The 20,884-nt window shown below is 35.2% G+C and carries 18 protein-coding genes; 7 read left to right on the forward strand and 11 right to left on the reverse strand.

Annotation, left to right across the window (positions count from 1 at the left end; translation table 11 throughout):
* Positions 1 to 163: 163 nt before the first annotated feature.
* Positions 164 to 3,019, reverse strand: a complete 2,856-nt coding sequence (gene carB / locus ACHRWY_RS14215; RefSeq protein ID WP_395355495.1) for a carbamoyl-phosphate synthase large subunit — start codon at positions 3,017 to 3,019, stop codon at positions 164 to 166.
* Between the two features lie 145 nt (positions 3,020 to 3,164).
* Positions 3,165 to 3,326: a 50S ribosomal protein L34 gene (rpmH, locus tag ACHRWY_RS14220; protein ID WP_008464848.1), complete on the reverse strand. Its 162-nt coding sequence runs from the start codon at positions 3,324 to 3,326 to the stop codon at positions 3,165 to 3,167.
* Between the two features lie 166 nt (positions 3,327 to 3,492).
* Between rpmH and ACHRWY_RS14225 the strand changes: the two genes are divergently transcribed.
* Positions 3,493 to 4,008 carry a hypothetical protein gene (locus ACHRWY_RS14225; protein WP_035682014.1) on the forward strand — a complete coding sequence of 172 codons (516 nt, stop codon included), beginning with the start codon at positions 3,493 to 3,495 and terminating at the stop codon, positions 4,006 to 4,008.
* A gap of 171 nt (positions 4,009 to 4,179) precedes the next feature.
* Here the strand turns inward: ACHRWY_RS14225 and ACHRWY_RS14230 are convergent, their stop codons facing one another.
* Complete coding sequence (locus tag ACHRWY_RS14230) at positions 4,180 to 4,839, reverse strand: alpha/beta hydrolase (protein WP_395355497.1); 660 nt, start codon at positions 4,837 to 4,839, stop codon at positions 4,180 to 4,182.
* A gap of 306 nt (positions 4,840 to 5,145) precedes the next feature.
* Between ACHRWY_RS14230 and ACHRWY_RS14235 the strand changes: the two genes are divergently transcribed.
* Complete coding sequence (locus tag ACHRWY_RS14235; protein ID WP_395355750.1) at positions 5,146 to 5,430, forward strand: GNAT family N-acetyltransferase; 285 nt, start codon at positions 5,146 to 5,148, stop codon at positions 5,428 to 5,430.
* 2 nt (positions 5,431 to 5,432) lie between these two features.
* On the opposite strand, the gene ACHRWY_RS14240 is transcribed toward ACHRWY_RS14235, so the two are convergent.
* Genes ACHRWY_RS14240 through ACHRWY_RS14250 form a run of 3 tightly spaced genes read right to left on the reverse strand, consistent with a single transcriptional unit; the run spans position 5,433 to position 9,281 of the window.
* Positions 5,433 to 6,863 (reverse strand): anion permease, encoded by a 1,431-nt coding sequence (locus tag ACHRWY_RS14240; protein WP_395355498.1) that lies wholly within the window; start codon positions 6,861 to 6,863, stop codon positions 5,433 to 5,435.
* Positions 6,864 to 6,879: 16 nt separating this feature from the next.
* Positions 6,880 to 8,031 carry a porin gene (locus tag ACHRWY_RS14245; protein ID WP_395355500.1) on the reverse strand — a complete coding sequence of 384 codons (1,152 nt, stop codon included), beginning with the start codon at positions 8,029 to 8,031 and terminating at the stop codon, positions 6,880 to 6,882.
* Between the two features lie 59 nt (positions 8,032 to 8,090).
* On the reverse strand, positions 8,091 to 9,281 hold the full coding sequence (locus ACHRWY_RS14250) for a hypothetical protein (RefSeq protein ID WP_395355502.1): 1,191 nt from the start codon (positions 9,279 to 9,281) through the stop codon (positions 8,091 to 8,093).
* A gap of 430 nt (positions 9,282 to 9,711) precedes the next feature.
* Between ACHRWY_RS14250 and ACHRWY_RS14255 the strand changes: the two genes are divergently transcribed.
* A complete protein-coding gene (locus ACHRWY_RS14255) occupies positions 9,712 to 10,335 on the forward strand; it encodes an ABC transporter permease (protein ID WP_395355504.1) in 624 nt (207 codons plus the stop codon).
* A 74-nt stretch (positions 10,336 to 10,409) separates the two neighbouring features.
* Here ACHRWY_RS14255 and ACHRWY_RS14260 read toward each other — a convergent pair whose 3' ends face one another.
* From ACHRWY_RS14260 to ACHRWY_RS14270, 3 genes are all read right to left on the reverse strand, one after another.
* A complete protein-coding gene (locus ACHRWY_RS14260; RefSeq protein ID WP_395355505.1) occupies positions 10,410 to 11,843 on the reverse strand; it encodes an anion permease in 1,434 nt (477 codons plus the stop codon).
* A gap of 30 nt (positions 11,844 to 11,873) precedes the next feature.
* Positions 11,874 to 13,028, reverse strand: coding sequence for a porin (locus tag ACHRWY_RS14265; protein WP_395355506.1), 1,155 nt, complete (start codon positions 13,026 to 13,028; stop codon positions 11,874 to 11,876).
* A 210-nt stretch (positions 13,029 to 13,238) separates the two neighbouring features.
* Positions 13,239 to 14,873, reverse strand: coding sequence for an ABC-F family ATP-binding cassette domain-containing protein (locus ACHRWY_RS14270; protein ID WP_395355508.1), 1,635 nt, complete (start codon positions 14,871 to 14,873; stop codon positions 13,239 to 13,241).
* Between the two features lie 202 nt (positions 14,874 to 15,075).
* On the opposite strand from ACHRWY_RS14270, the gene ACHRWY_RS14275 reads away from it, so the two are divergent.
* Complete coding sequence (locus tag ACHRWY_RS14275; RefSeq protein ID WP_395355510.1) at positions 15,076 to 15,519, forward strand: PepSY-like domain-containing protein; 444 nt, start codon at positions 15,076 to 15,078, stop codon at positions 15,517 to 15,519.
* A gap of 94 nt (positions 15,520 to 15,613) precedes the next feature.
* On the opposite strand, the gene ACHRWY_RS14280 is transcribed toward ACHRWY_RS14275, so the two are convergent.
* Together ACHRWY_RS14280 and ACHRWY_RS14285 are read right to left on the reverse strand one after the other, a co-directional pair.
* Positions 15,614 to 16,789: a GlmU family protein gene (locus ACHRWY_RS14280; RefSeq protein WP_395355511.1), complete on the reverse strand. Its 1,176-nt coding sequence runs from the start codon at positions 16,787 to 16,789 to the stop codon at positions 15,614 to 15,616.
* A 203-nt stretch (positions 16,790 to 16,992) separates the two neighbouring features.
* Entirely contained in the window at positions 16,993 to 17,247 is a 255-nt protein-coding gene (locus ACHRWY_RS14285) for a type B 50S ribosomal protein L31 (protein ID WP_031456968.1), read from the reverse strand.
* A 249-nt stretch (positions 17,248 to 17,496) separates the two neighbouring features.
* Here ACHRWY_RS14285 and ACHRWY_RS14290 point away from each other — a divergent pair, with 249 nt between their 5' ends.
* The 3 genes from ACHRWY_RS14290 to ACHRWY_RS14300 all read left to right on the forward strand — a co-directional run bounded on the left by ACHRWY_RS14290 (position 17,497) and on the right by ACHRWY_RS14300 (position 20,878).
* Entirely contained in the window at positions 17,497 to 18,027 is a 531-nt protein-coding gene (locus ACHRWY_RS14290; protein WP_395355512.1) for a DUF4199 domain-containing protein, read from the forward strand.
* Positions 18,028 to 18,036: 9 nt separating this feature from the next.
* A complete protein-coding gene (locus ACHRWY_RS14295) occupies positions 18,037 to 18,993 on the forward strand; it encodes a glycosyltransferase family 2 protein (RefSeq protein WP_395355514.1) in 957 nt (318 codons plus the stop codon).
* Between the two features lie 157 nt (positions 18,994 to 19,150).
* On the forward strand, positions 19,151 to 20,878 hold the full coding sequence (locus ACHRWY_RS14300) for a phospho-sugar mutase (protein ID WP_395355516.1): 1,728 nt from the start codon (positions 19,151 to 19,153) through the stop codon (positions 20,876 to 20,878).
* The last annotated feature ends 6 nt before the right edge of the window (positions 20,879 to 20,884 follow it).

A 20,884-nucleotide genomic window follows, 5' to 3' on the forward strand; every position in this document is an offset into this window, starting at 1 on the left:
TCCTTTCATTGATTAGCTGCTCAATATGGCTGATATATAAATTTTTATATCTAAAATTAATTAAAAAACTTGATCAGAATTTTAATGAGTTAAACAGTTAACGAGAACCTAAAACTAAAAAAGCTCCATTTTCATGGAGCTTTTTCTATATCAGGATTTGAGGTTATTTACTCAAATACATTTTTCTTCTAGAATACAATTCGTAGAACTGATCGTCTTTCAAATCATCAATAAACAGGATGCTTTCACCTGTCGATTTCATTTCCGGCCCTAATGCTTTGTTTACATTGTGGAACTTGCTGAAAGAGAAAACCGGTTGTTTGATCGCATATCCTTTCAATTGCGGATTAAAATCGAAGTCCGTTACTTTATTGTGTCCCAACATTACTTTTGTAGCGTAGTTTACATAAGGTTCTCCGTAAGCTTTTGCAATAAATGGTACTGTTCTCGAAGCTCTTGGGTTTGCCTCGATAATGTAAACCGTATCATCTTTGATCGCAAACTGAATGTTGATTAAACCAACCGTTTTCAAAGCTCTCGCGATTTTAAAAGTATGGTCTTTTATTTGTTGCATCACAAATTCTCCTAAGTTAAAAGGAGGCAAAGTCGCATTACTATCTCCGGAGTGAACTCCGCAAGGTTCGATATGCTCCATAATCCCTATGATATACACATTCCCGTCAGCATCACAAATAGCATCCGCTTCCGCTTCGATTGCTCCGGCTAGGTAATGATCTAAAAGTAATTTATTTCCCGGAATCGTTTTCAATAAGTTGATCACATGTTCTTCCAGTTCTTTTTTGTTGATTACGATCTTCATCCCCTGACCTCCTAATACGTAAGAAGGACGAATCAATAACGGGAAGTCTAAAGTATCTGCAAGAGCAGCAGCTTCATCAGCTGTTTCAGCAATTCCGAATTGTGGGAATGGAATGTGTAATTCTCTTAATAAATCTGAGAAACGTCCTCGGTCTTCAGCTAAATCAAGAGCATCAAAGCTAGTTCCGATGATTTTTACTCCGTATTTAGACAATTTTTCAGCCAGTTTCAAAGCTGTTTGTCCACCTAACTGAACAATAACCCCTTCTGGTTTTTCATGCTGAATGATATCATAAATATGCTCCCAAAAAACAGGTTCGAAGTATAATTTATCAGCTGTATCAAAATCAGTCGAAACTGTCTCAGGATTACAGTTGATCATGATCGTTTCGTAACCACATTCTTTAGCAGCCAAAACTCCGTGTACACAAGAATAATCAAACTCAATTCCTTGTCCAATTCTGTTTGGCCCAGAACCCAGAACTATGATTTTCTTTTTATCAGTTACAATACTTTCGTTATCTACATAACGTTCACCATTTGCTTTTTCGATTTCAGCCTCAAAAGTAGAATAGTAATAAGGTGTTTTTGCCTTAAATTCAGCCGCACAGGTATCTACTAATTTAAACACACGGTTGATGTTTTGTTCCATACGCAATGCATGTACTTCACTTTCTAAACAATTTACCATGTGAGCAATTTGTCTGTCAGCAAAACCTTTTTGTTTCGCTTCAAGCAAAAGTTCTTTTGGAAGATTTGATACTTTATAGTTTGAAATTTCTTTCTCTAAAGTATAAAGTTCTTCATATTGTTTTAAGAACCACATATCAATCTTTGTAATTTCATGAATACGGCTCAACGGAATTCCCATTGCAATCGCATCATAAATCACAAAAACACGATCCCAACTTGCAAAAGTCAGCTTCTCGATAATTTGTTCGTAGTTTTTATATCCTTTTCCATCAGCACCTAAACCATTTCTTTTAATCTCTAAAGATTGGGTTGCTTTGTGTAAAGCTTCCTGGAAAGAACGTCCAATTCCCATTACCTCACCAACAGATTTCATCTGAAGACCTAAAGTTCTGTCAGCACCTTCGAATTTATCAAAGTTCCAACGTGGTATTTTTACAATTACATAGTCCAAAGTTGGTTCAAAAAGAGCCGAAGTCGATTTTGTAATCTGGTTTTGTAATTCATCTAAATTATATCCTAAAGCCAGTTTAGAAGCAATTTTAGCAATTGGATAACCTGTTGCTTTAGAAGCCAAAGCTGATGAACGGGACACACGAGGATTAATCTCGATCGCTACGATATCTTCTTTTTCGTCTGGCGAAACCGCGAATTGCACGTTACAACCTCCCGCAAAATTTCCGATACTACGCATCATTAAGATCGCATAATCACGTAATTTCTGGAAAGTGGTATCAGATAATGTCATCGCTGGCGCAACCGTAATCGAATCTCCGGTATGAATTCCCATTGGGTCCATATTTTCGATCGAACAAATGATCACAACATTATCATTTTTATCTCTTAAAAGTTCTAATTCATATTCTTTCCAGCCCATCAAAGCTTTATCGATCAAAACTTCATGTATTGGCGAAGCTTCAAGACCGCGGGTTAAAAGCTCATCAAAATCTTCTTTTTTATAAACCACCGCTGCTCCTGTTCCTCCAAGTGTAAACGAAGGACGAATTACAAGCGGAAAACCAAATTCCTGAGCAATTTCTTTTCCTTCCAGATATGAGGTAGCTGTTTTTGCAGGCGCAGTTGGTACATTAATTTTCTCTAAAAGCTGTTTAAACTGCTCTCTGTCTTCTGTAATATTAATAGCGTTTACATCAACCCCAATTAATTTTACTCCGAAATCCTGCCAAATTCCTTTTTCATCCGCCTCCAAACATAAATTCAAAGCTGTTTGTCCACCCATTGTAGGCAAAACAGCATCAATTTGTGGATGTTCTTTCAGAATTTCAATAATCGATTTTGTAGTTAATGGTTTCAAATAAACATGATCGGCCATTGTTGGGTCGGTCATGATAGTCGCTGGATTTGAGTTTATCAAGATAACTTCAATTCCTTCTTCACGAATAGAACGTGCAGATTGAGATCCTGCATAATCGAATTCGCAAGCTTGACCAATAACAATAGGTCCTGACCCTATTATTAAAACTGATTTTATTGATGTGTCTTTAGGCATTTTATTTGTATTGTGTAGTTATATAAAGTACTTTAAAAAACATTCGTAGTATATTCTAAACTAGAACGTTGCGGATTTTTTACCGACAAGGTATAAAAAAAGGCGATACTAAAAAAGTAACGCCTTATTTATGTTTATAGAAACATTATTTTTTGTGTCTAGGCTCGCTAGAAACAGTTAATTTATGTCTTCCTTTTGCTCTTCTGCGCGCTAGAACTTTTCTTCCATTCGCAGAAGCCATTCTGTCCATAAATCCGTGCTTATTTCTTCTTTTTCTTTTCGATGGTTGAAATGTTCTTTTGCTCATTGTTTTGTATCTTTAAAATGGTATCTAATATCTCTTTTCTGTTTTTGAATATCATTATTCCAAAACCGAGTGCAAATATACAAAGACTTTTTTTTCTGGCAAGTACTTTAATAAAAATATTTTTAATTCATTTTACTATATTTGCAATCACAAATATACATCTATTATGTTTCATAAAAATATTAAACTTATTTTAGCCGGACTTCTTGTGGTTGCTGGCATTTGGCAATTTACCGAAAGTAATATCGGGAACGGAATTTTCCTTATTTTACTCACGGCGATTCCAATTTTTCTTTACTTTAAAAACGAATTCATCCTTTTAGCTTTCCTTAAATTAAGAAAACAAGACTTTGAAGGCGCTAAAAAATGGCTTGCATACATCAAAAATCCTGAGGCTGCCTTAGTAAGAAAGCAACAAGGTTACTTTAATTACCTTCACGGAATTATGTTATCACAAACCAATATCAACCAGGCTGAGAAACATTTCAAAAAAGCGATCGAACTGGGACTATCAATGGATATGGATTTGGCCGTAGCAAAATTAAACCTTGCCGGAGTTGCCATGTCACGCCGAAGAAAGCTTGAAGCAACTAATTTACTAAACGAAGCTAAGAAATTAGACAAACAAGGAATGCTGAAAGAGCAAATCACAATGATGAAAGATCAAATGAAGAAAATCTAGATTTTTTTTAATTCCAAATATTTTAAAATCCCAAATTCCAATCATGAATTTGGGATTTTTTTTGCATCATTATCTCGACAGGATTAAATTTAAACATCACGCCCATAGCTTTGCCAAAGTTTAAAACTTTTACAACAGTTCATAACCGTAAGATATTTTGAATTTAGAATTTTATTCTTCCAATATTATAGAAGGCAAATTCTCATTCAGCCATTTGTATTTATTAAGGATCATGATATGAGTGCCGCCTTTTACCACAATACAGCTGTTAATATACTTTATAGGAAAAACATCATCCTGATCGCCGTGAATATGGATCACCTTCTCGTCAATTTGATTTCTGTCCCACAGAATAACCGATTCTACTGCCCATTGTAAATATTTTAGATCGCGAACGGCTAAAAACTTCTCATACAATTTAATGCGCTTGTTTATTTTTTCTCCAAACGAATATTTTGCCAGATTTTCGATATTCAGAATTAATTTCATCGGAATCAGCTTGTAGGCCTTTGTAGATTTTCCGATTTTCATTCTTCTTGGGAATTCGGCATTACTTCTAACACTCGAAATGATAATTACTTTTCGGGTTTTGAGATGTTTGGCTATCTCCTGAACTAAAATTCCACCAAAGGAAACACCAATTAAAACCGGATTTTCGTGTTTGATTTTTTTTGAAATTCGCAATGCATAATCCGAGAGAGATTCTTTTAGCTTGGGAATTTCCCACTCCAGCAAACACACTTCAAAAACAGATTCATCTAATTTGATTCTTTCAAAAATTGCCGGACTGGCAGCCAGACCAGGCATAAAATATACAGGAATTTTACTCATTTGACAGAAGAAGAATTAGGATTACAGATTTTAATTTCATGCTAAAATTACTTTTTTTAGCAATATACACTGCAAATCTTACACCATAATTATTTTTTAAGCCTAATAGATCAACCAATACTGACATCTATATGGTATTAAAAAATAATTTCATATTGAAAATCAAATGATTACCTTTGCAGTCATTATAAACATTATTTTAATATCCTTCCAAGATTAATTACTATAATGTTCCTAACGTTCTTTTTCTATTATTTTTTAATCCAATCCCCAAAAAACATGACTAATATGGAACCTATTGAAACTATGGAAATCAAAGACAACACTTTTGCAAGACAATTTGAAACCATAGTCCCTGAAGGATTACTTTCTGTTGAATATTCATTTCAGGAAAAGAAAATCTTTCTAACCAAAATAAACACCCCGGAAGGTTTTGAAAATCAAGCGTTAATTGATGAATTACTTAAAAATATCATGACACTCATCATTGAAAAAAAATTCAGATTAATGCCTATTCATCCTAAAATTGTATTATTCATCAAAAAAAATCCAAAATACAAAGAGTTGTTACCTCCCGGAATCAGGATCTAATATTAGAAATAACCAATAATTCGGAGCCACAATCCTCCAATTACCATATAAATAAAGAGCATCACCAAACCGGTCACCAAACCTTTAACCCACCAGCTCTTTAAGTCAACATAGCCGCTCCCAAAGAAAACGGGTGCCGGACCATGACCATAATGGGTTAAAGTTCCGTAAAGCGACCCTACGAAACCAAGCATAAAAGCCAATAGCAATCCCGGAATTCCAAGAGAAACCCCTACACCTAACAAAGCAGCATACATTGCGGCAACATGTGCGGTTGCGCTTGCAAAAAGATAGTGACTAAAAAAGTAAACAAGTATAATAATAGGAAAAGCCATTTGCCAGCTCAAACCTCCAATTTCAGCTTTTACCAGATTACTAAACCAGCCAATAAATCCAAGTTCATTAAGTGAACTTGCCATCATTACTAAAACCGAAAACCAAACAATAGTATCCCAGGCCCCTTTTTCAGCTTTAACATCATCCCAGGTTAAAACCGAAGTCAGAAGCAAAATTACTAAACCAATAAATGCAGTTGTTGTAGCATCGATAGAGAACAGATCACCCGTCATCCAAAGAAACAGCAAAATAAAAAAAGTCAATAACATCATCCATTCATTACGACTTATTGGTCCCATTTCTTTTAACTTTTGAGCTGCAATCTGAGGAGCATCTCCGGTTTTTTTCAACTCTGGCGGATATATTTTATACAACACTAAAGGAATTACAAAAAACGCTACTAATCCGGGAACTATTGCAGCCGTTGCCCAGGAAATCCAACTAATTTTTATACCTAAATTAAGTGCAAATTTTTGACACATGGGATTGCTTGCTGTTCCGGTTAGAAACATAGACGAAGCAATTAAATTAGCATTGTAACTGCTAAGTGTTAAGTAAGAACCTAGTTTTCTATGCGTTTCAGGCTGATCCGGCATCGAACCAAAACTCATAGACATCGATTTCATAATAGGATAAATAATCCCTCCTCCTCTGGCGGTATTACTTGGAACAGCCGGAGCCAAAACTAAATCGGCCAAGCCTAACCCATACGCCAGGCCAAGTGAACTTTTTCCGAATATCCTAATAAACAAAAAAGCAATCCTGTTCCCTAAACCCGTTTTAATAAAACCTCTTGCGATGAAAAATGAAATACCAATAAGCCAGATAACTTTATCACCAAAACCTCTTAATGCCAGTGTAATTGATTTTCCAGCTTCACCAGGAGCCAAAACCTGTGAAAATGCAGTTAAAGCAATCGCAATCATACACATCGTTCCCATCGGAGCTGCTTTTAAAATGATGCCCAGAATTGTGGCCACAAAAATAGCAAACAAATGCCAGGCTTCAATTTTTACACCATCGGGTGCGGGAATAAGCCAAATTACTATTCCAATAGCAAGTGTAATTAAAGTTTGAGGGATTTTTACTTCTTTCATAAGAACAGGAATTAAATTAAAGTCGGAGTTGCAACTGAATCAGGAATAAATCATCATTATAGAAAGCCGTATCCGGAATATTTTTGTCGTATCGATCAATTTCAAATCCCATTTCTATGCGTCCTAAATAAGCTTTACCAAATTCAAGACTTATCATAGGGGTATAGGTTTTCCGTTCATTCGAGTTTACCTTAAAATTATTATCAAAAGATTCAAATCGACAGGACAACTCAAGAGAAGTCAATTTTTTATAATCGACTACATATCTCAAATTAGGTAAAAAATAAATCCCTCGCATCTGGTAATCATCAACATTTGATGTTCGGGCGTCAGCAGGCAAAGAGAAATATAAATTTTGATTGGTCCCTTGCTTGTATTCAACCTGCAAATCAAAAGTAAATCTGTCTGTCAGCTTAAAATCGCTGGTGATATCGACACCTAAAGCAAACACTTTCTGATCTGATCTTTTTCCGATTCCACCATTTAAACCAAGATTAATTTGATGCTCTTTTGACAAGCCAAAAACCCATCTTGTTGAATATTGTTTCCCGTTGTCATTATCCATCTCCTGATTTTTTCCATTGCCGTTTAAAACAGAAACAGCATAATTTACCGGAATTTTCCCCACATCAAATGCTCCGGATGCAGACGCACCAATTTGAAAACTTGTCCATCCGTTTTTCCCAAATTCATAATACTGATTGGAGAAATCAAACGATTTGATAATATCAACAGGAACTAATTCTTCAATACCAAAAGCTGGTCTGAATTGCCCTCCTGTTAACGCTATATATTTATTAAAGGTATATTTCCCGTAAGCATTTTCAAGAACCTTGCCTTTAGTATCCGATTTAAAATCAGCCAGATTTACCAGGATCACAACCTCGGTAGTATTACTTAATTTAGTATTAAGCCCCACACGCATTCTTTTTATATCAAAAGAACTCTGCGTAACCTCTCCTGTAGAATGGTGCACCCCCATTACATCGACATTTGTACCGGTACTCTCCAGATATCTGGCCTGCAAAAGTCCCTTAAACTGGAACTGAGGATACGCAACACTACTTTCAGGACTTGCTGCTGCGGGCTTATCAGCAGTTTGAGCAGTTACAAAAAGTGGTATTATAACAAAGACAAAAATAATTTTTATTAGTAACGATTTATTCATAAGCACAGTAAATAAAAGATTAGCCCAATATTACTTATTTTTCAATTTAACTATTAATCCTACCTTCTCTCAGAACCTCCACGATTAGCCGGTCTTGTTGTTGCTGGTCTCGTTGTCGCCGGACGTGTTAAGGGTTGCGTTGGTCTAACTGCAGGTCGCGTCGATGGATTAGTTGGCGTTACCGGACGTGTAGCTGGCCTTGTTGGTTGTACAGCAGGTCGTGTTGACGGATTAGTTGGCGTTACCGGACGTGTCACAGGTCTGGTTGTATTTCCTGGCCTGGTCGATGGATTCACAGGACGTGTTACAGGCCTGGCTGTATTTCCAGGTCGCGTTGACGGATTCGCAGGACGTGTTACTGGCCTTGTCGTATTTCCTGGTCTGGCTGGTCTGGTAACCGGTGCTGGTCTTTTATAATCCCTGCCGTTATAGGTTGTATTATAACGTCCGTTAGCGCTATTATTTCTAACCACTACTGATGTATTTCTTCGGGATACATAATTATTATAGTACCTTGGATTTCTTACAACAACTGTTCTTCGATAGTAAGGACTTCTGTAATAATGTCCATGATAACCCCAGTAATCATGGTAATAAACCGGACGCCAGGGACGCCAGTAAGAAGGATAATATCCCCAATGCCACGGAGATCTATACGCAACATATATAGGTGAAAACAAAAACAATACTACCGGCCAGGCACTAACACTAGTACTTACATAGTCTGGATTACTGGTTGTTGTATTATAATTATTGGTTGTATTATTATTTACAATTACAGTCGCATCTCCTTTATAACCCGGATTTGGTGTTCCGGAAACATTATCTGAAGGTTCTACAATATAATTTTTTCCATATAAATCTTCATCGCCTATAGCCTGAACGTGAATATTGTTCTTTTTGTCTTTATCGACTTCAATAACTGCAACATCTTGTGTTTCATTATTATTTACAGCAACCTGAAGCACAATTACATGCGTATTCCCTTCTTTATGACTCTCTACTTCGATATAATCAATTTGTCCGTCATCATTTAGATCTAAATTATTGACCTTATTATCCGGATCATTTAATGCTTTTTCAAAATCTTCTAAAGTTTTAGATTTTTGAAAAATATCCAGAACAGCATATAAATTAAGATTATCTCCGGGCAAACCTAAAGCAACAGGCTCATTATCTGTTTGAGAAAATACAGACGGACTAAATAAACCAGTCATTAAAATAGCAAAAAATAAAATACTCTTTTTCATATTAATAAATAGTTTAGTAGAATTATGCTGACTAAGATATAAAAAAAACGTAAGAATTTAACATTATCACGTAACTTTCTATTATCCTCAAAAAATGTATTTAAAAAACTTTAATTCCCCATCAATTTACTCGTAATAAACCATTTAAGCAATATTAATACTCTCAACTTTGCCAATACCCTCCTTTCTTGTAGCCTATTGCTTTTATAATATCTTACAAAAAACTGTTTAAGATTTAGTACCACTATAGAAACAAAATTACGATGAAAAACATTTACCCATTTTCATTTTCTTTCTTTCACTTACTTACAGCTATAGCCAGATCGAAGTCTCGACCACTCTCGAAGAGGCTATAAATAAAGCTATAGCAAAAAGTATCTCCGATTGCTTTTTATTGGAGCGCCAATTCTTTACGGCGTTTTATTAGGCTATGTTTACGGTAGAGGAAAAGACCGATTTACCTATAATCATTGTCGATCAGGATCGATCTGAGTTAAGTTCGAAAGCCATTCAGATGTTTGAGGATAACGAAGTTCTTTCGATTGCTTCAATCTTATACGATCAAAATAAGCTTTCGCAAATTGCTATTCAAAAAGAGGCCACATGCGTCGTGATTATGAGTTTTGGTATCTGGTTCATCTACTGGCTTTTTACTTTATGGTTCAGATTGCCTTTTTATAAAAACTTACTTCCATTAACCTTTATTGCCGGTATATTTGTGCTCTCGGTTTCTTTCATCGGTATCCTGGTCAGTATTTTGGTTCCGAGCCAATTAAAAGCTACTGAGATTTTAATGGTTATTGCCACTCCAAGTTTTATCTTAAGCGGATTTACATGGCCATTAAGCCACATGCCACAAGCAGTTCAGGCAATTGCAAATGTGATTCCGTTAACTCATTTCCTGAAAGCTTTTAGAATATTAATTATAGTAAACGGTACTTTTTCCCAAACCACAAAACCCGTTTGGAATATGGTTATCATACGCATTGTTTGCTTTATGGCAGCGTATACCTCTTTATATTTTAAAAAGAAAAGCGTTTTAAAAGAAGCCTAAACATTTCGTTCAAAAGCAATAAAAAGCACAAGAAATTATATTCCTGTGCTTTTTTAATCCTAAATATTAACCTGTTAATTTACATATCCTAAAACATTCAGCCACAAACCTCCTATTACTAAATAAATAACAAGCATCGCAAGTCCTGTGATAAGTCCTTTAACCCACCAACTTTTTAAGTCTACATAACCACTACCAAAGAAAACCGGCGCTGGCCCGTGCCCGTAATGCGTTAATGTTCCGTAAAGAGACCCCACAAACCCTAACATAAAAGCAAGGAATAGACCCGGAACACCCAAAGATATTCCGACCGCTAATAATGCCGCATACATTGCCGCTACGTGAGCCGTTGCGCTTGCAAAAATATAATGGCTAAAGAAATAAACCCCAATAATAATTAAAAAGGCTAATTGCCAGCTCATACCAATCATTTGACCTTTTACAATCTCACTAAACCACCCTATAAAACCTAATTTATCCAGAGAACTTGCCATCATAACCAAAACGGCAAACCATACGATGGTATCCCACGCTCCTTTTTCTGCTTTTACATCATCCCAGGTTAAAACAGAAGTCAGTAACAAAACCACCAATCCTATAAACGCTGTGGTAGTGGCATCAATAGAAAACAGGTCACCAGTCATCCAAAGGAACAATAAAATAACAAAAGTAAGCAGCATTAACCATTCGTTTTTAGAAATCGCCCCCATCTCTTTTAATTTCTCTCCTGCAATTTTTGGCGCATCTCCTGTTTTCTTTAATTCAGGCGGATAAATTTTGTATAACAGATAAGGAATCGCAAAAAAAGCAACTAAACCAGGAACCAGTGCTGCAAGAGCCCATGATGTCCAGGAAATATGGATGCCTAAATTTTCGGCAAATTTTTGACACATTGGATTACTCGCTGTTCCGGTTAAAAACATAGATGAAGCAATCAGGTTTACATTATAACTACTCAATGTAAGATAGGCACCAAGTTTTCTGCGTGTTTCCGGCTTATCCGGATCTGAACCAAAACTCATTGACATTGATTTCATAATCGGGTAAATGATCCCTCCTCCCCTGGCGGTGTTACTAGGCACAACCGGCGCTAAAACCAAATCTGCCAGGCCTAAACCATACGCCAGTCCTAAAGAGCTTTTGCCAAATATTTTAATGAATAAAAAGGCTATCCGATTACCAAGTCCCGTTTTTATAAAACCTCTGGCAATGAAAAATGAAATTCCGATAAGCCAAATCACTTTATTTCCAAAACCTCCCAAAGCCAGGGTTATTGAATCTCCTGCATTTCCAGGCGCCAAAACCTGGGTAAAAGCAGTTACCGCAATAGCAAGCATACACATCGTACCCATTGGCGCTGCTTTTAAAATAATTCCGATAATAGTGGAGATAAAGATGGCAAACAAATGCCAGGCTTCCGGCGAAAGTCCTTTAGGAGTGGGAACAAACCAAATTGCTAAACCTATTGCCAGTGTAATAAGTGTGTTTTTTATATTTATTTCTTTCATGATCTTATAATTAAATTTTTAATAGTCTGCTTAGAAAAACCTGCCTTGAAACTGAATAATAAACAAGTTATTATCGTATGTGGTAGTATTTGGAATGTTTCGTTTATAGTTATCGAACTGCACGCCCATTTCGATACGTCCGGTATAGCCTTTTCCAAATTCTAAACCTGCCATTGGAGTATAAGTCTGTCTGGCGTTTGAATTGATTTTGAAGCTTCTGTCAAAATATTCATATCGACACGAAAATTCTATCGCCGTTAATTTCCGGTATCTAATTTCATATCTCAAATTAGGCAGGAAGTAAGCCCCTCGCATTTCGTAATCATTGATATTTAGAGTTCTCAAATCCGGAACTAAAGAATAATACAGGAAGTGATTGATTCCTTGTTTCGCCTCAAGCTGAGTTTGTAATATCAATTTATCTGCGAGTTTAAAATCAGCAGTAAGGTCCAGCCCCACAGCGAAAACTTTCTGAGTAAAAACTTCGCCAAAACCACCATTGATCCCGAAATTTATATTATGCTTCTTATCCAGTTCAAAAGCAAGACGAGCAGAATATTGTTTGCCATTATCTTTATCTGATATCTGATCTTTTCCATTACCATTTACAACAGATAAAGCATAAGTAACAGGGGTTTTTCCTAAATTAAAACCGCCAAACACAGATGCACCAATTTGAAAGCTAGTCCAGCCATTATTTCCAAATTCAGTATATTGATTAGAGTAATCAAATGATTTAAGGATATCAGCCGGATTCAATTCCTCGATTCCAAATGCAGGCCTAAACTGCCCTACTAATAAACCAACATCTTTGCTAAAAATATACCTTGCAAAGGCATTTTCTAAAACCTTGCCTTTAGGATCTGATTTAAAATCGGCCAGGTTTGCCAAAACAACAACATCAAAACGTTCTCCTAATTTAGTGGTAACGCCCAGACGCATTCTTTTAATATCAAATGTATTTTCGACTGCATTACCATCCGTATGCTGAAGTCCGGTTACAGCATCAATATCCTTACTAAAATCATTTAAATAACGGGCCTGAAAAAGTCCCTGAAATTTAAACTGAGGATATTTTACCTCACCTGAAGCATTAGAATCTGTAGTTTGCCCGTTCAAAAAAAAGGGAAATAAAAAGATTAAAAAAATAATCTTTTCTAAAAAAGATTGATTTAGAAATTTCATGATAAAAGTGTAGATTTATTTTTATTCGTAAAAATTCAGCTGTCCACAACTTCTTTTTACTACATTAAATCTACCCAATACTTTTAACTAAAAATCTGACTTATATCATGTTTTTAACATTTATTTAATAATCACTTTTTTATATTTTTAACCCAAAAAAAAGGCGTTAGATTAACTAACGCCCTTTTTATTATCATAATTTTAACTAGATTACTTCTCTATCTCTCTCATCGAATCCATTTTTTTGTGCGCGAGGAATCCTGCTACATCTTCAAAATGTTCTTTTACACGTTTATTACCAAATTCAAAAACCTTAGTCGCTAATCCGTCAAGGAAATCACGGTCGTGAGAAACCAGGATTAAAGTTCCGTCAAAGTCACGTAAGGCATCTTTAATAATGTCTTTGGTTTTCATGTCCAGGTGATTTGAAGGCTCATCCAGAATCAGTAAGTTAACGGGTTCCAACAATAATTTAATCATTGCCAAACGCGTTTTTTCACCCCCTGAAAGTACTTTTACTTTCTTTGTAATATCATCACCCTGAAACATAAACGCGCCAAGAATATTTTTTATTTGGGTACGAACATCTCCAACCGCGATATTATCAATAGTTTCAAAAATCGTAGCGTTTTCATCTAATAAAGAAGCCTGATTTTGGGCAAAATACCCAATTTGAGAATTATGACCAATATCTACACTTCCCTCATCAATACCAATTTCTTTCATGATAGCTTTGATCATGGTTGATTTTCCTTCACCATTTTTACCCACAAACGCTACTTTTTGCCCTCTTTCAATCACAATATTGGCGTCTTTAAAAACCACATGATCTCCATAGGATTTAGACAAATCTTTTACCACAACAGGATATTGTCCGGAACGTGCTGCCGGCGGAAATTTTAATTTTAATGCGGAATTATCTACTTCATCAACCTGAACAATAACTAGTTTTTCAAGCATCTTAACACGAGACTGAACGGCGTCAGTTTTAGAAAATGTTCCTTTAAAACGGTCGATAAAAGCCCTGTTATCTGCAATCATTTTTTGTTGCTCATCGTATGCTTTTTGTTGGTGTACACGACGGTCTTTTCTTAATTCTAAGTAATGAGAATATTTTGCTTTATAATCGTAGATTCTTCCCATTGTAACCTCAATAGTACGATTGGTAATATTATCTACGAAAGCCCTGTCGTGTGAAATTACCACAACTGCTTTTGCTGAATTGATCAGGAATTCTTCTAACCATTGAATACTCTCGATATCCATGTGATTGGTTGGCTCATCCAGTAAAATTAAATCCGGCTTTTGCAATAAAATTTTAGCCAATTCAATACGCATTCTCCATCCTCCTGAAAACTCCGATGTCTGACGTGTAAAATCTTCACGCTCAAAACCTAAACCAACTAGTATTTTTTCAACTTCAGCTTCGTAATTTACTTCTTCGATTGCATAAAATTTCTCACTTAAGTCAGAAACCCTTTCAATCAATTTCATGTAAGCATCACTTTCATAATCTGTACGAACGGTTAATTGTTCGTTGATTTCATCGATTTCGGCTTTCATTTTAAAAATTTCACCAAAAGCTTTTGAAGCTTCTTCCATTACAGTCGAACCATCTTTAGTCAATAAATGCTGAGGCAAGTAAGCAATAACAGCTTCTTTTGGAGCCGAAATACTTCCGGTAGAAGGTTTGCTCTGGCCTGCAATTATTTTTAAAAGTGTCGATTTCCCCGCACCATTTTTACCCATAAGGGCAATTTTATCATTTTCATTTATAGCAAAAGAAACATCGCTAAATAATGTAGTTCCACCAAACTGAACCGAAATATCGTTAACTGTAATCATTTAGATTTTTAGATTTTAGACTGCTTAGATTGTTAGACGTCCCAGCAAGTATTTTTTTGAAAGCGCAAAGATAGATTAATTAGACTATTAGACAATATTTTTTAGATGACTGACATTCCCGATTTTAAAATCACATAAATATTCCTACATATACTCGAATTTTAGCCTTAACTTGTCTATGAATTCAAAAATCAGCAAAAATATGAGAACGAAATTAAACTTAACGATTGGTCTAATTGCAGGATTGTTATTTGGATTTTCTGCAAACGCACAAAAAACGGTCATTAAAAAAGAAGCTTTGCCGGCAAATGCACAAACTTTCCTAAAGACTCACTTTGGATCAAAAAAGCCCAGTTACATAATAGAAGACAAAGAAATTCTTTCTACAGAATACAAAGTTCAGTTTGATAATAAAATTGAAATCGAATTTGATAAAAAAGGAAACTGGAAAGAAGTTGATGGAAACAGCTCCAAAATCCCTTCGTCTATTATTCCGAAAAAAATTGCCTCGTATGTAAAAACAAATTTCCGTAAAGAAAAAATAACCAAAATAGAAATAGGAACTTTTGGTTATGAAACAAAACTAACCAACGGCTTAGAATTAAAATTCAACTTAAAAGGAGATTTTACCAAGATCGACAAATAACCCTTTAATTTTAAAATCTAAAAAACCCGACAAGTTTTTAAAACCTGTCGGGTTTGCTACATTATCATTATCAAATGGACTAATTATCTTTTAATTAATCTTTTCTCCATTTTTTGGTTTCCTCAAAAATGTGTTCTAAGATGGCAGATTCTGTTTCGTCGAAATCTATGTTTCGTCGCCCCATTACTAATTTTGCAGTTTCAAAAGCTTTTTTGGTTACATAAGTGGTAAAACCTGCCGCTCCGCCCCAGGAGAAACTCGGAACAAAATTTCTGGGAAAACCGCTTCCAAAAATATTAGCACTTACTCCTACTACAGTCCCGGTATTAAACATCGTATTGATCCCGCACTTACTATGATCTCCCATCATCAGGCCACAAAACTGAAGACCCGTTTTAGCAAAACCTTCTGTTTCATAACTCCACAATTTCACTTCCTCATAGTTGTTTTTCAGGTTCGAATTGTTACTGTCTGCACCAATATTACACCATTCACCCAAAACAGAATCCCCTAAAAAACCATCATGCCCTTTGTTTGAATTGGCAAAAAGAATCGAATTTTTAACCTCTCCTCCTATTCTGGATCCCGGACCAACGGTAGTCGCTCCGTAAACTTTGGCATTTAGCTTTACTTGTGCATTTTCGCATAAAGCAAAAGGACCACGAATTACGGATCCTTCCATAATTTCGGAATTCTTACCTATATATATAGGACCTGTTGAAGCATTTAAAGTTACAAACTCTAATTTTGCCCCTTCTTCAATAAATACATTTTCAGGTGCGATGACATTCACACTTTTCGGAATTGGCTGTGATTTTCTATCTTCTGTCAGATAAATAAAATCCTGGCGAATTGCAGCGTCATTTTTAGAAAAAATATCCCATGTATGTTCTACAGTCAAAGTATCTTCATTGTACGGAATGATTTCGTAAGAATCAAAATCAACTTCTTCCTGATTTTCTGTTGTAAAAAAAGCGATTACATCATCTCCTTTAAAGATGGCCTGGTTTTCCTTTAAATCCGAAACCATTTCAGCAAGCGTATCATTTGGTAAATACGCAGCATTTATCATCACATTTTCCTCCATTTCAACCATAGGAAATTTGGCAGATAAATAATCTTCGGTAATTGTTGTTATAGTAGACCCCAAACGGGTTTCCCATTTTTGACGAATCGTCATAATTCCGATTAGGATATCAGCCACGGGCCTTGTAAAAGTAAAAGGTAATAAAGCATTCCGGACCGGACCGTCAAAAAGAATGTAATTCATAAATAATTAAATTTGGTACTTGTTAAAATCTTGATTTGGTTATCGGGTTCAAAGTTACAAATATTTATGCGTTTCATTAAACCTGTACATTTATAAATAAAGAAAATACTGCCATAAGTTAACATCGTATTTTAAAGATAAAAAAAACTCCATAAAAAAAGCCCTCCGAATGGAAGGCTTTTGTGTATAAATAAAAACAGCTATTATTTTTTAGCGTGTTTTGCATATTTAGTTTTGAATTTATCAATACGTCCTGCAGTATCGATAAGTTTAGATTTACCAGTATAAAAAGGGTGAGATGTTCTGGAAATCTCCATTTTTACAACTGGATACTCAACTCCGTCAACTTCAATTGTTTCTCTTGTATCTGCAGTAGATTTAGTGATAAAAACGTCATCATTTGACATGTCTTTAAATGCAACTAATCTGTAATTTTCTGGGTGAATTCCTTTTTTCATCTTTTCTTTTTATTTATTGTTCAGAGCATTTTCATTTTGAAGCTTTTCCATGGTTAGAAAAAGGTGTAAATAAGGGATACTCTTTTTTGTTTAAAATTTAATTATTTTTAAGTGTGCAAATTTACAATTCTTTTTTAATAAACAAATGTTTCGCTCACTTTTTTTTAGCTAAATCGAAAAAGCTTTTTTTATCTGTGATTATATTGGTAATTACTATATTTGTGGATTAATTTTAAAACATATCGAAATATGATTAATGAAGTTATAAAAAAGAATGGAATTACTTATGGTGCAATGATCGGAATTGCATCGGCATTAATCACTGCTACCATATATGCAGTCGATTTAAATTTGTTTACTGCATGGTGGATGGGACTTATAGGCCTAGCAATAAGTCTTACTTTAAGCATCGTCTTACTTTCTAAAACCAAGAAAGATTTAAAAGGTATTTACACATTCAAAGAAGCTTTTACAACTTATTTTATAGCTGCTGTAATTGGAATTTTGATTTCTACCCTTTTTAACATTCTTTTATTTAACGTAATTGATCCGGGCGCAAAAGACACTTTAAACGAATTAATTATTAAATATACCGCAGGAATGATGCAAAAATTTGGATCGCCGGCTTCTGTAATCAACGAAACGATTGCTAAAATGAAAGAAACGAATCCTTATTCTACAGTAGAATTACTTAAAGGATCTGTTTTTGCTATAGTAATAAGTTCTATTTTCGGATTAATTTTCGCAGCATTTTTTAAAAGCAAAACTACACAAGAATAAAAAACATAAATGAATTTATCTATACTTATACCGCTTCTAAATGAGGAGGAATCACTTAAAGAACTCTATTCGTGGATTATTAAAGTGATGCAATCTAACAATTACTCTTATGAAATCATTTTTGTAGATGATGGAAGTACAGATGATTCTTGGAATATCATTGAAAGTTTTTCTAACGAAAACCCTCATGTAAAAGGGATTCGCTTTATGAAAAACTTTGGAAAATCTCAGGCTCTGCATGCTGGTTTTGCAAAAGCCCAGGGTGATGTTATCATTACAATGGATGCCGATTTACAAGACAGCCCGGATGAGATTCCCGGATTATATGAAATGATTACGGCTCAGAAATTTGATTTGGTTTCAGGCTGGAAAAAGAAACGCTATGACTCTGTTGTGGCAAAAAACCTTCCTTCTAAACTTTTTAACTGGGCAGCAAGAAAAACCTCAGGAGTTGAATTGAATGATTTTAACTGCGGATTAAAAGCATATAAAAACACCGTGGTAAAAAACATAGAAGTTTCGGGCGAAATGCACCGATACATTCCTGTTTTGGCAAAAAATGCCGGTTTTAATAAAATTGGCGAAAAAGTAGTTATTCACCAGGCACGCAAATACGGTGAAACCAAATTTGGAATGGAACGTTTTATAAATGGTTTCCTGGATCTGATTACAATTTGGTTTTTGTCCCGATTTGGAAAAAGACCGATGCACTTATTTGGAGCAATGGGTTCCCTAATGTTTATTATTGGATTTTTACTTGCCGGTTACATTGGCGTTTCGAAATTATACCATATGTATAACGGAATGAAATACAGCTTAATCACCAGTAATCCCTGGTTTTTTATTGCCTTAACCACTATGATTTTAGGAACCCAATTATTCTTAGCCGGTTTTCTTGGTGAGATTATCCTAAGAACTAAAAACAACGAAGCACGTTATAAAGTAGCCCGAGAGGTTAATTTCTAACATAAAGCCATAGCCTGTTGGCACTGACATCCTTTTGTGGCTTTCCTGTAATTATTCGAAAGCCACAAAAAAATAAGATCCTGATAATTATCGGGAAGTAAGGAATTAGCTCCTAAAAAAATCTTATCTTTATTTTAAACACTAAAAAGACATTTACATGAATATAGCACCTAATATTTTAAATGCTGTAAACGAATGGCTGACGCCTACATTTGACAACGAAACACAAGCCGCGGTTAAAGAATTAATGACTACATCGCCAAAAGAACTTGAAGAAAGTTTTTATAAAAACCTGGAATTTGGAACGGGCGGAATGCGTGGTGTCATGGGGGTTGGAAACAACAGAATCAACAAATACACACTTGGAAAAAACACTCAGGGGCTATCTGATTATTTACATGAAGCTTTTCCTAATCAACCCTTAAAAGTCGTTATTGCTTATGATTGTCGTCATAACAGTAATACTTTAGCCAAACTTGTTGCCGATGTTTTCTCGGCAAACGGAATTCATGTTTATTTATTCTCTGATTTACGACCAACTCCGGAATTGTCTTTTGCCCTTAAATATTTGGGGTGCCAATGCGGAATTGTATTAACAGCTTCTCACAATCCACCTGAATATAACGGATACAAAGTATATTGGGAAGACGGTGGTCAAATTGTACCTCCGCAAGACGCTGCAATTATTAATGTAATTGAGCATTTAGATTACGATAAAATTAAATTTAATGCCAACGAAAGCCTTATTCAATATATCGATACCGAAATTGACAAAGCTTTTATAAAATCATCTATAGAAAACGCAAGTTTTAATACTCCGGCTGAAGCCAAAGACAATTTGCAAATCGTTTTTACTTCATTGCACGGGACATCTATAAAATCTATTCCTGATACGTTAACACAAGCAGGATACAAAAATGTACATATTGTACCGGAGCAAGCTATTCCTGACGGAGATTTCCCAACAGTAAAATCCCCAAACCCGGAAGAACCGGAAGCTTTGACTATGGCTTTGGCCCTGGCAGATAAAACCAATTCAGATATTGTTGTTGGAACTGATCCTGATTGCGACCGTCTTGGTGTTGCGGTTAGAAACAACGACGGAAAAATGATTTTACTTAACGGAAATCAAACGATGATTTTGATGACTTCTTTCTTATTGAAACAATGGAAAAAAGCCGGTAAAATTAACGGAAAACAATTCGTAGGCTCTACAATTGTCTCCACTCCAATGATGATGGAATTAGCAACAAGCTATGGCGTAGAATGTAAAGTAGGTTTGACCGGTTTTAAATGGATTGCTAAAATGATCAAGGATTTCCCTGAACTCGAATTTATCGGTGGCGGAGAAGAAAGCTTTGGTTTTATGGTTGGCGACGCTGTTAGAGACAAAGATGCCGTTGCAGCTACTTTATTAATCTGTGAAGTTGCAGCTCAGGCAAAAGCAGCAGGAAGCAGTGTTTACAACGAACTTTTACAACTTTATGTTGAAAATGGTTTTTATAAAGAATACCTGGTTTCCTTAACTAAAAAAGGAATGGAAGGTTTACAGGAAATCAATCAGATGATGATTGATTTACGTGAAAATCCTTTAAAAGAGATTAGCGGACAAAGAGTAATTATGGTCGAAGATTACCAATCATCAATTGCTTTAAATTTATTGACCGGTGAAGAATCTGCAATGGATATTCCAAAATCCAATGTATTGATTTATTATACTGAAGACGGTTCTAAAATTTGTGCAAGACCAAGCGGAACGGAACCAAAAATTAAATTCTATATTAGCGTTAATGCAGAATTAGATTCGGTTCAAAATTTTGATGCTGCAGAAAGTTTCTTAGACGAAAAAATACAAAATATTATTGCAGGAATGCAATTGAACTAATTAAAG

The sequence above is a fragment of the Flavobacterium sp. FlaQc-48 genome (assembly GCF_044007335.1).
Lineage (GTDB): Bacteria > Bacteroidota > Bacteroidia > Flavobacteriales > Flavobacteriaceae > Flavobacterium.

Excerpts from the sequence above, each read along its gene's own strand:
- carB (WP_395355495.1), bottom strand. The coding sequence starts at position 3,019 with ATGCCTAAAGACACATCAATAAAATCAGTTTTAATAATAGGGTCAGGA.
- rpmH (WP_008464848.1), bottom strand. The coding sequence starts at position 3,326 with ATGAGCAAAAGAACATTTCAACCATCGAAAAGAAAAAGAAGAAATAAG.
- ACHRWY_RS14225 (WP_035682014.1), top strand. The coding sequence starts at position 3,493 with ATGTTTCATAAAAATATTAAACTTATTTTAGCCGGACTTCTTGTGGTT.
- ACHRWY_RS14230 (WP_395355497.1), bottom strand. The coding sequence starts at position 4,839 with ATGAGTAAAATTCCTGTATATTTTATGCCTGGTCTGGCTGCCAGTCCG.
- ACHRWY_RS14235 (WP_395355750.1), top strand. The coding sequence starts at position 5,146 with ATGGAAATCAAAGACAACACTTTTGCAAGACAATTTGAAACCATAGTC.
- ACHRWY_RS14240 (WP_395355498.1), bottom strand. The coding sequence starts at position 6,863 with ATGAAAGAAGTAAAAATCCCTCAAACTTTAATTACACTTGCTATTGGA.
- ACHRWY_RS14245 (WP_395355500.1), bottom strand. The coding sequence starts at position 8,031 with ATGAATAAATCGTTACTAATAAAAATTATTTTTGTCTTTGTTATAATA.
- ACHRWY_RS14250 (WP_395355502.1), bottom strand. The coding sequence starts at position 9,281 with ATGAAAAAGAGTATTTTATTTTTTGCTATTTTAATGACTGGTTTATTT.
- ACHRWY_RS14255 (WP_395355504.1), top strand. The coding sequence starts at position 9,712 with ATGTTTACGGTAGAGGAAAAGACCGATTTACCTATAATCATTGTCGAT.
- ACHRWY_RS14260 (WP_395355505.1), bottom strand. The coding sequence starts at position 11,843 with ATGAAAGAAATAAATATAAAAAACACACTTATTACACTGGCAATAGGT.
- ACHRWY_RS14265 (WP_395355506.1), bottom strand. The coding sequence starts at position 13,028 with ATGAAATTTCTAAATCAATCTTTTTTAGAAAAGATTATTTTTTTAATC.
- ACHRWY_RS14270 (WP_395355508.1), bottom strand. The coding sequence starts at position 14,873 with ATGATTACAGTTAACGATATTTCGGTTCAGTTTGGTGGAACTACATTA.
- ACHRWY_RS14275 (WP_395355510.1), top strand. The coding sequence starts at position 15,076 with ATGAGAACGAAATTAAACTTAACGATTGGTCTAATTGCAGGATTGTTA.
- ACHRWY_RS14280 (WP_395355511.1), bottom strand. The coding sequence starts at position 16,789 with ATGAATTACATTCTTTTTGACGGTCCGGTCCGGAATGCTTTATTACCT.
- ACHRWY_RS14285 (WP_031456968.1), bottom strand. The coding sequence starts at position 17,247 with ATGAAAAAAGGAATTCACCCAGAAAATTACAGATTAGTTGCATTTAAA.
- ACHRWY_RS14290 (WP_395355512.1), top strand. The coding sequence starts at position 17,497 with ATGATTAATGAAGTTATAAAAAAGAATGGAATTACTTATGGTGCAATG.
- ACHRWY_RS14295 (WP_395355514.1), top strand. The coding sequence starts at position 18,037 with ATGAATTTATCTATACTTATACCGCTTCTAAATGAGGAGGAATCACTT.
- ACHRWY_RS14300 (WP_395355516.1), top strand. The coding sequence starts at position 19,151 with ATGAATATAGCACCTAATATTTTAAATGCTGTAAACGAATGGCTGACG.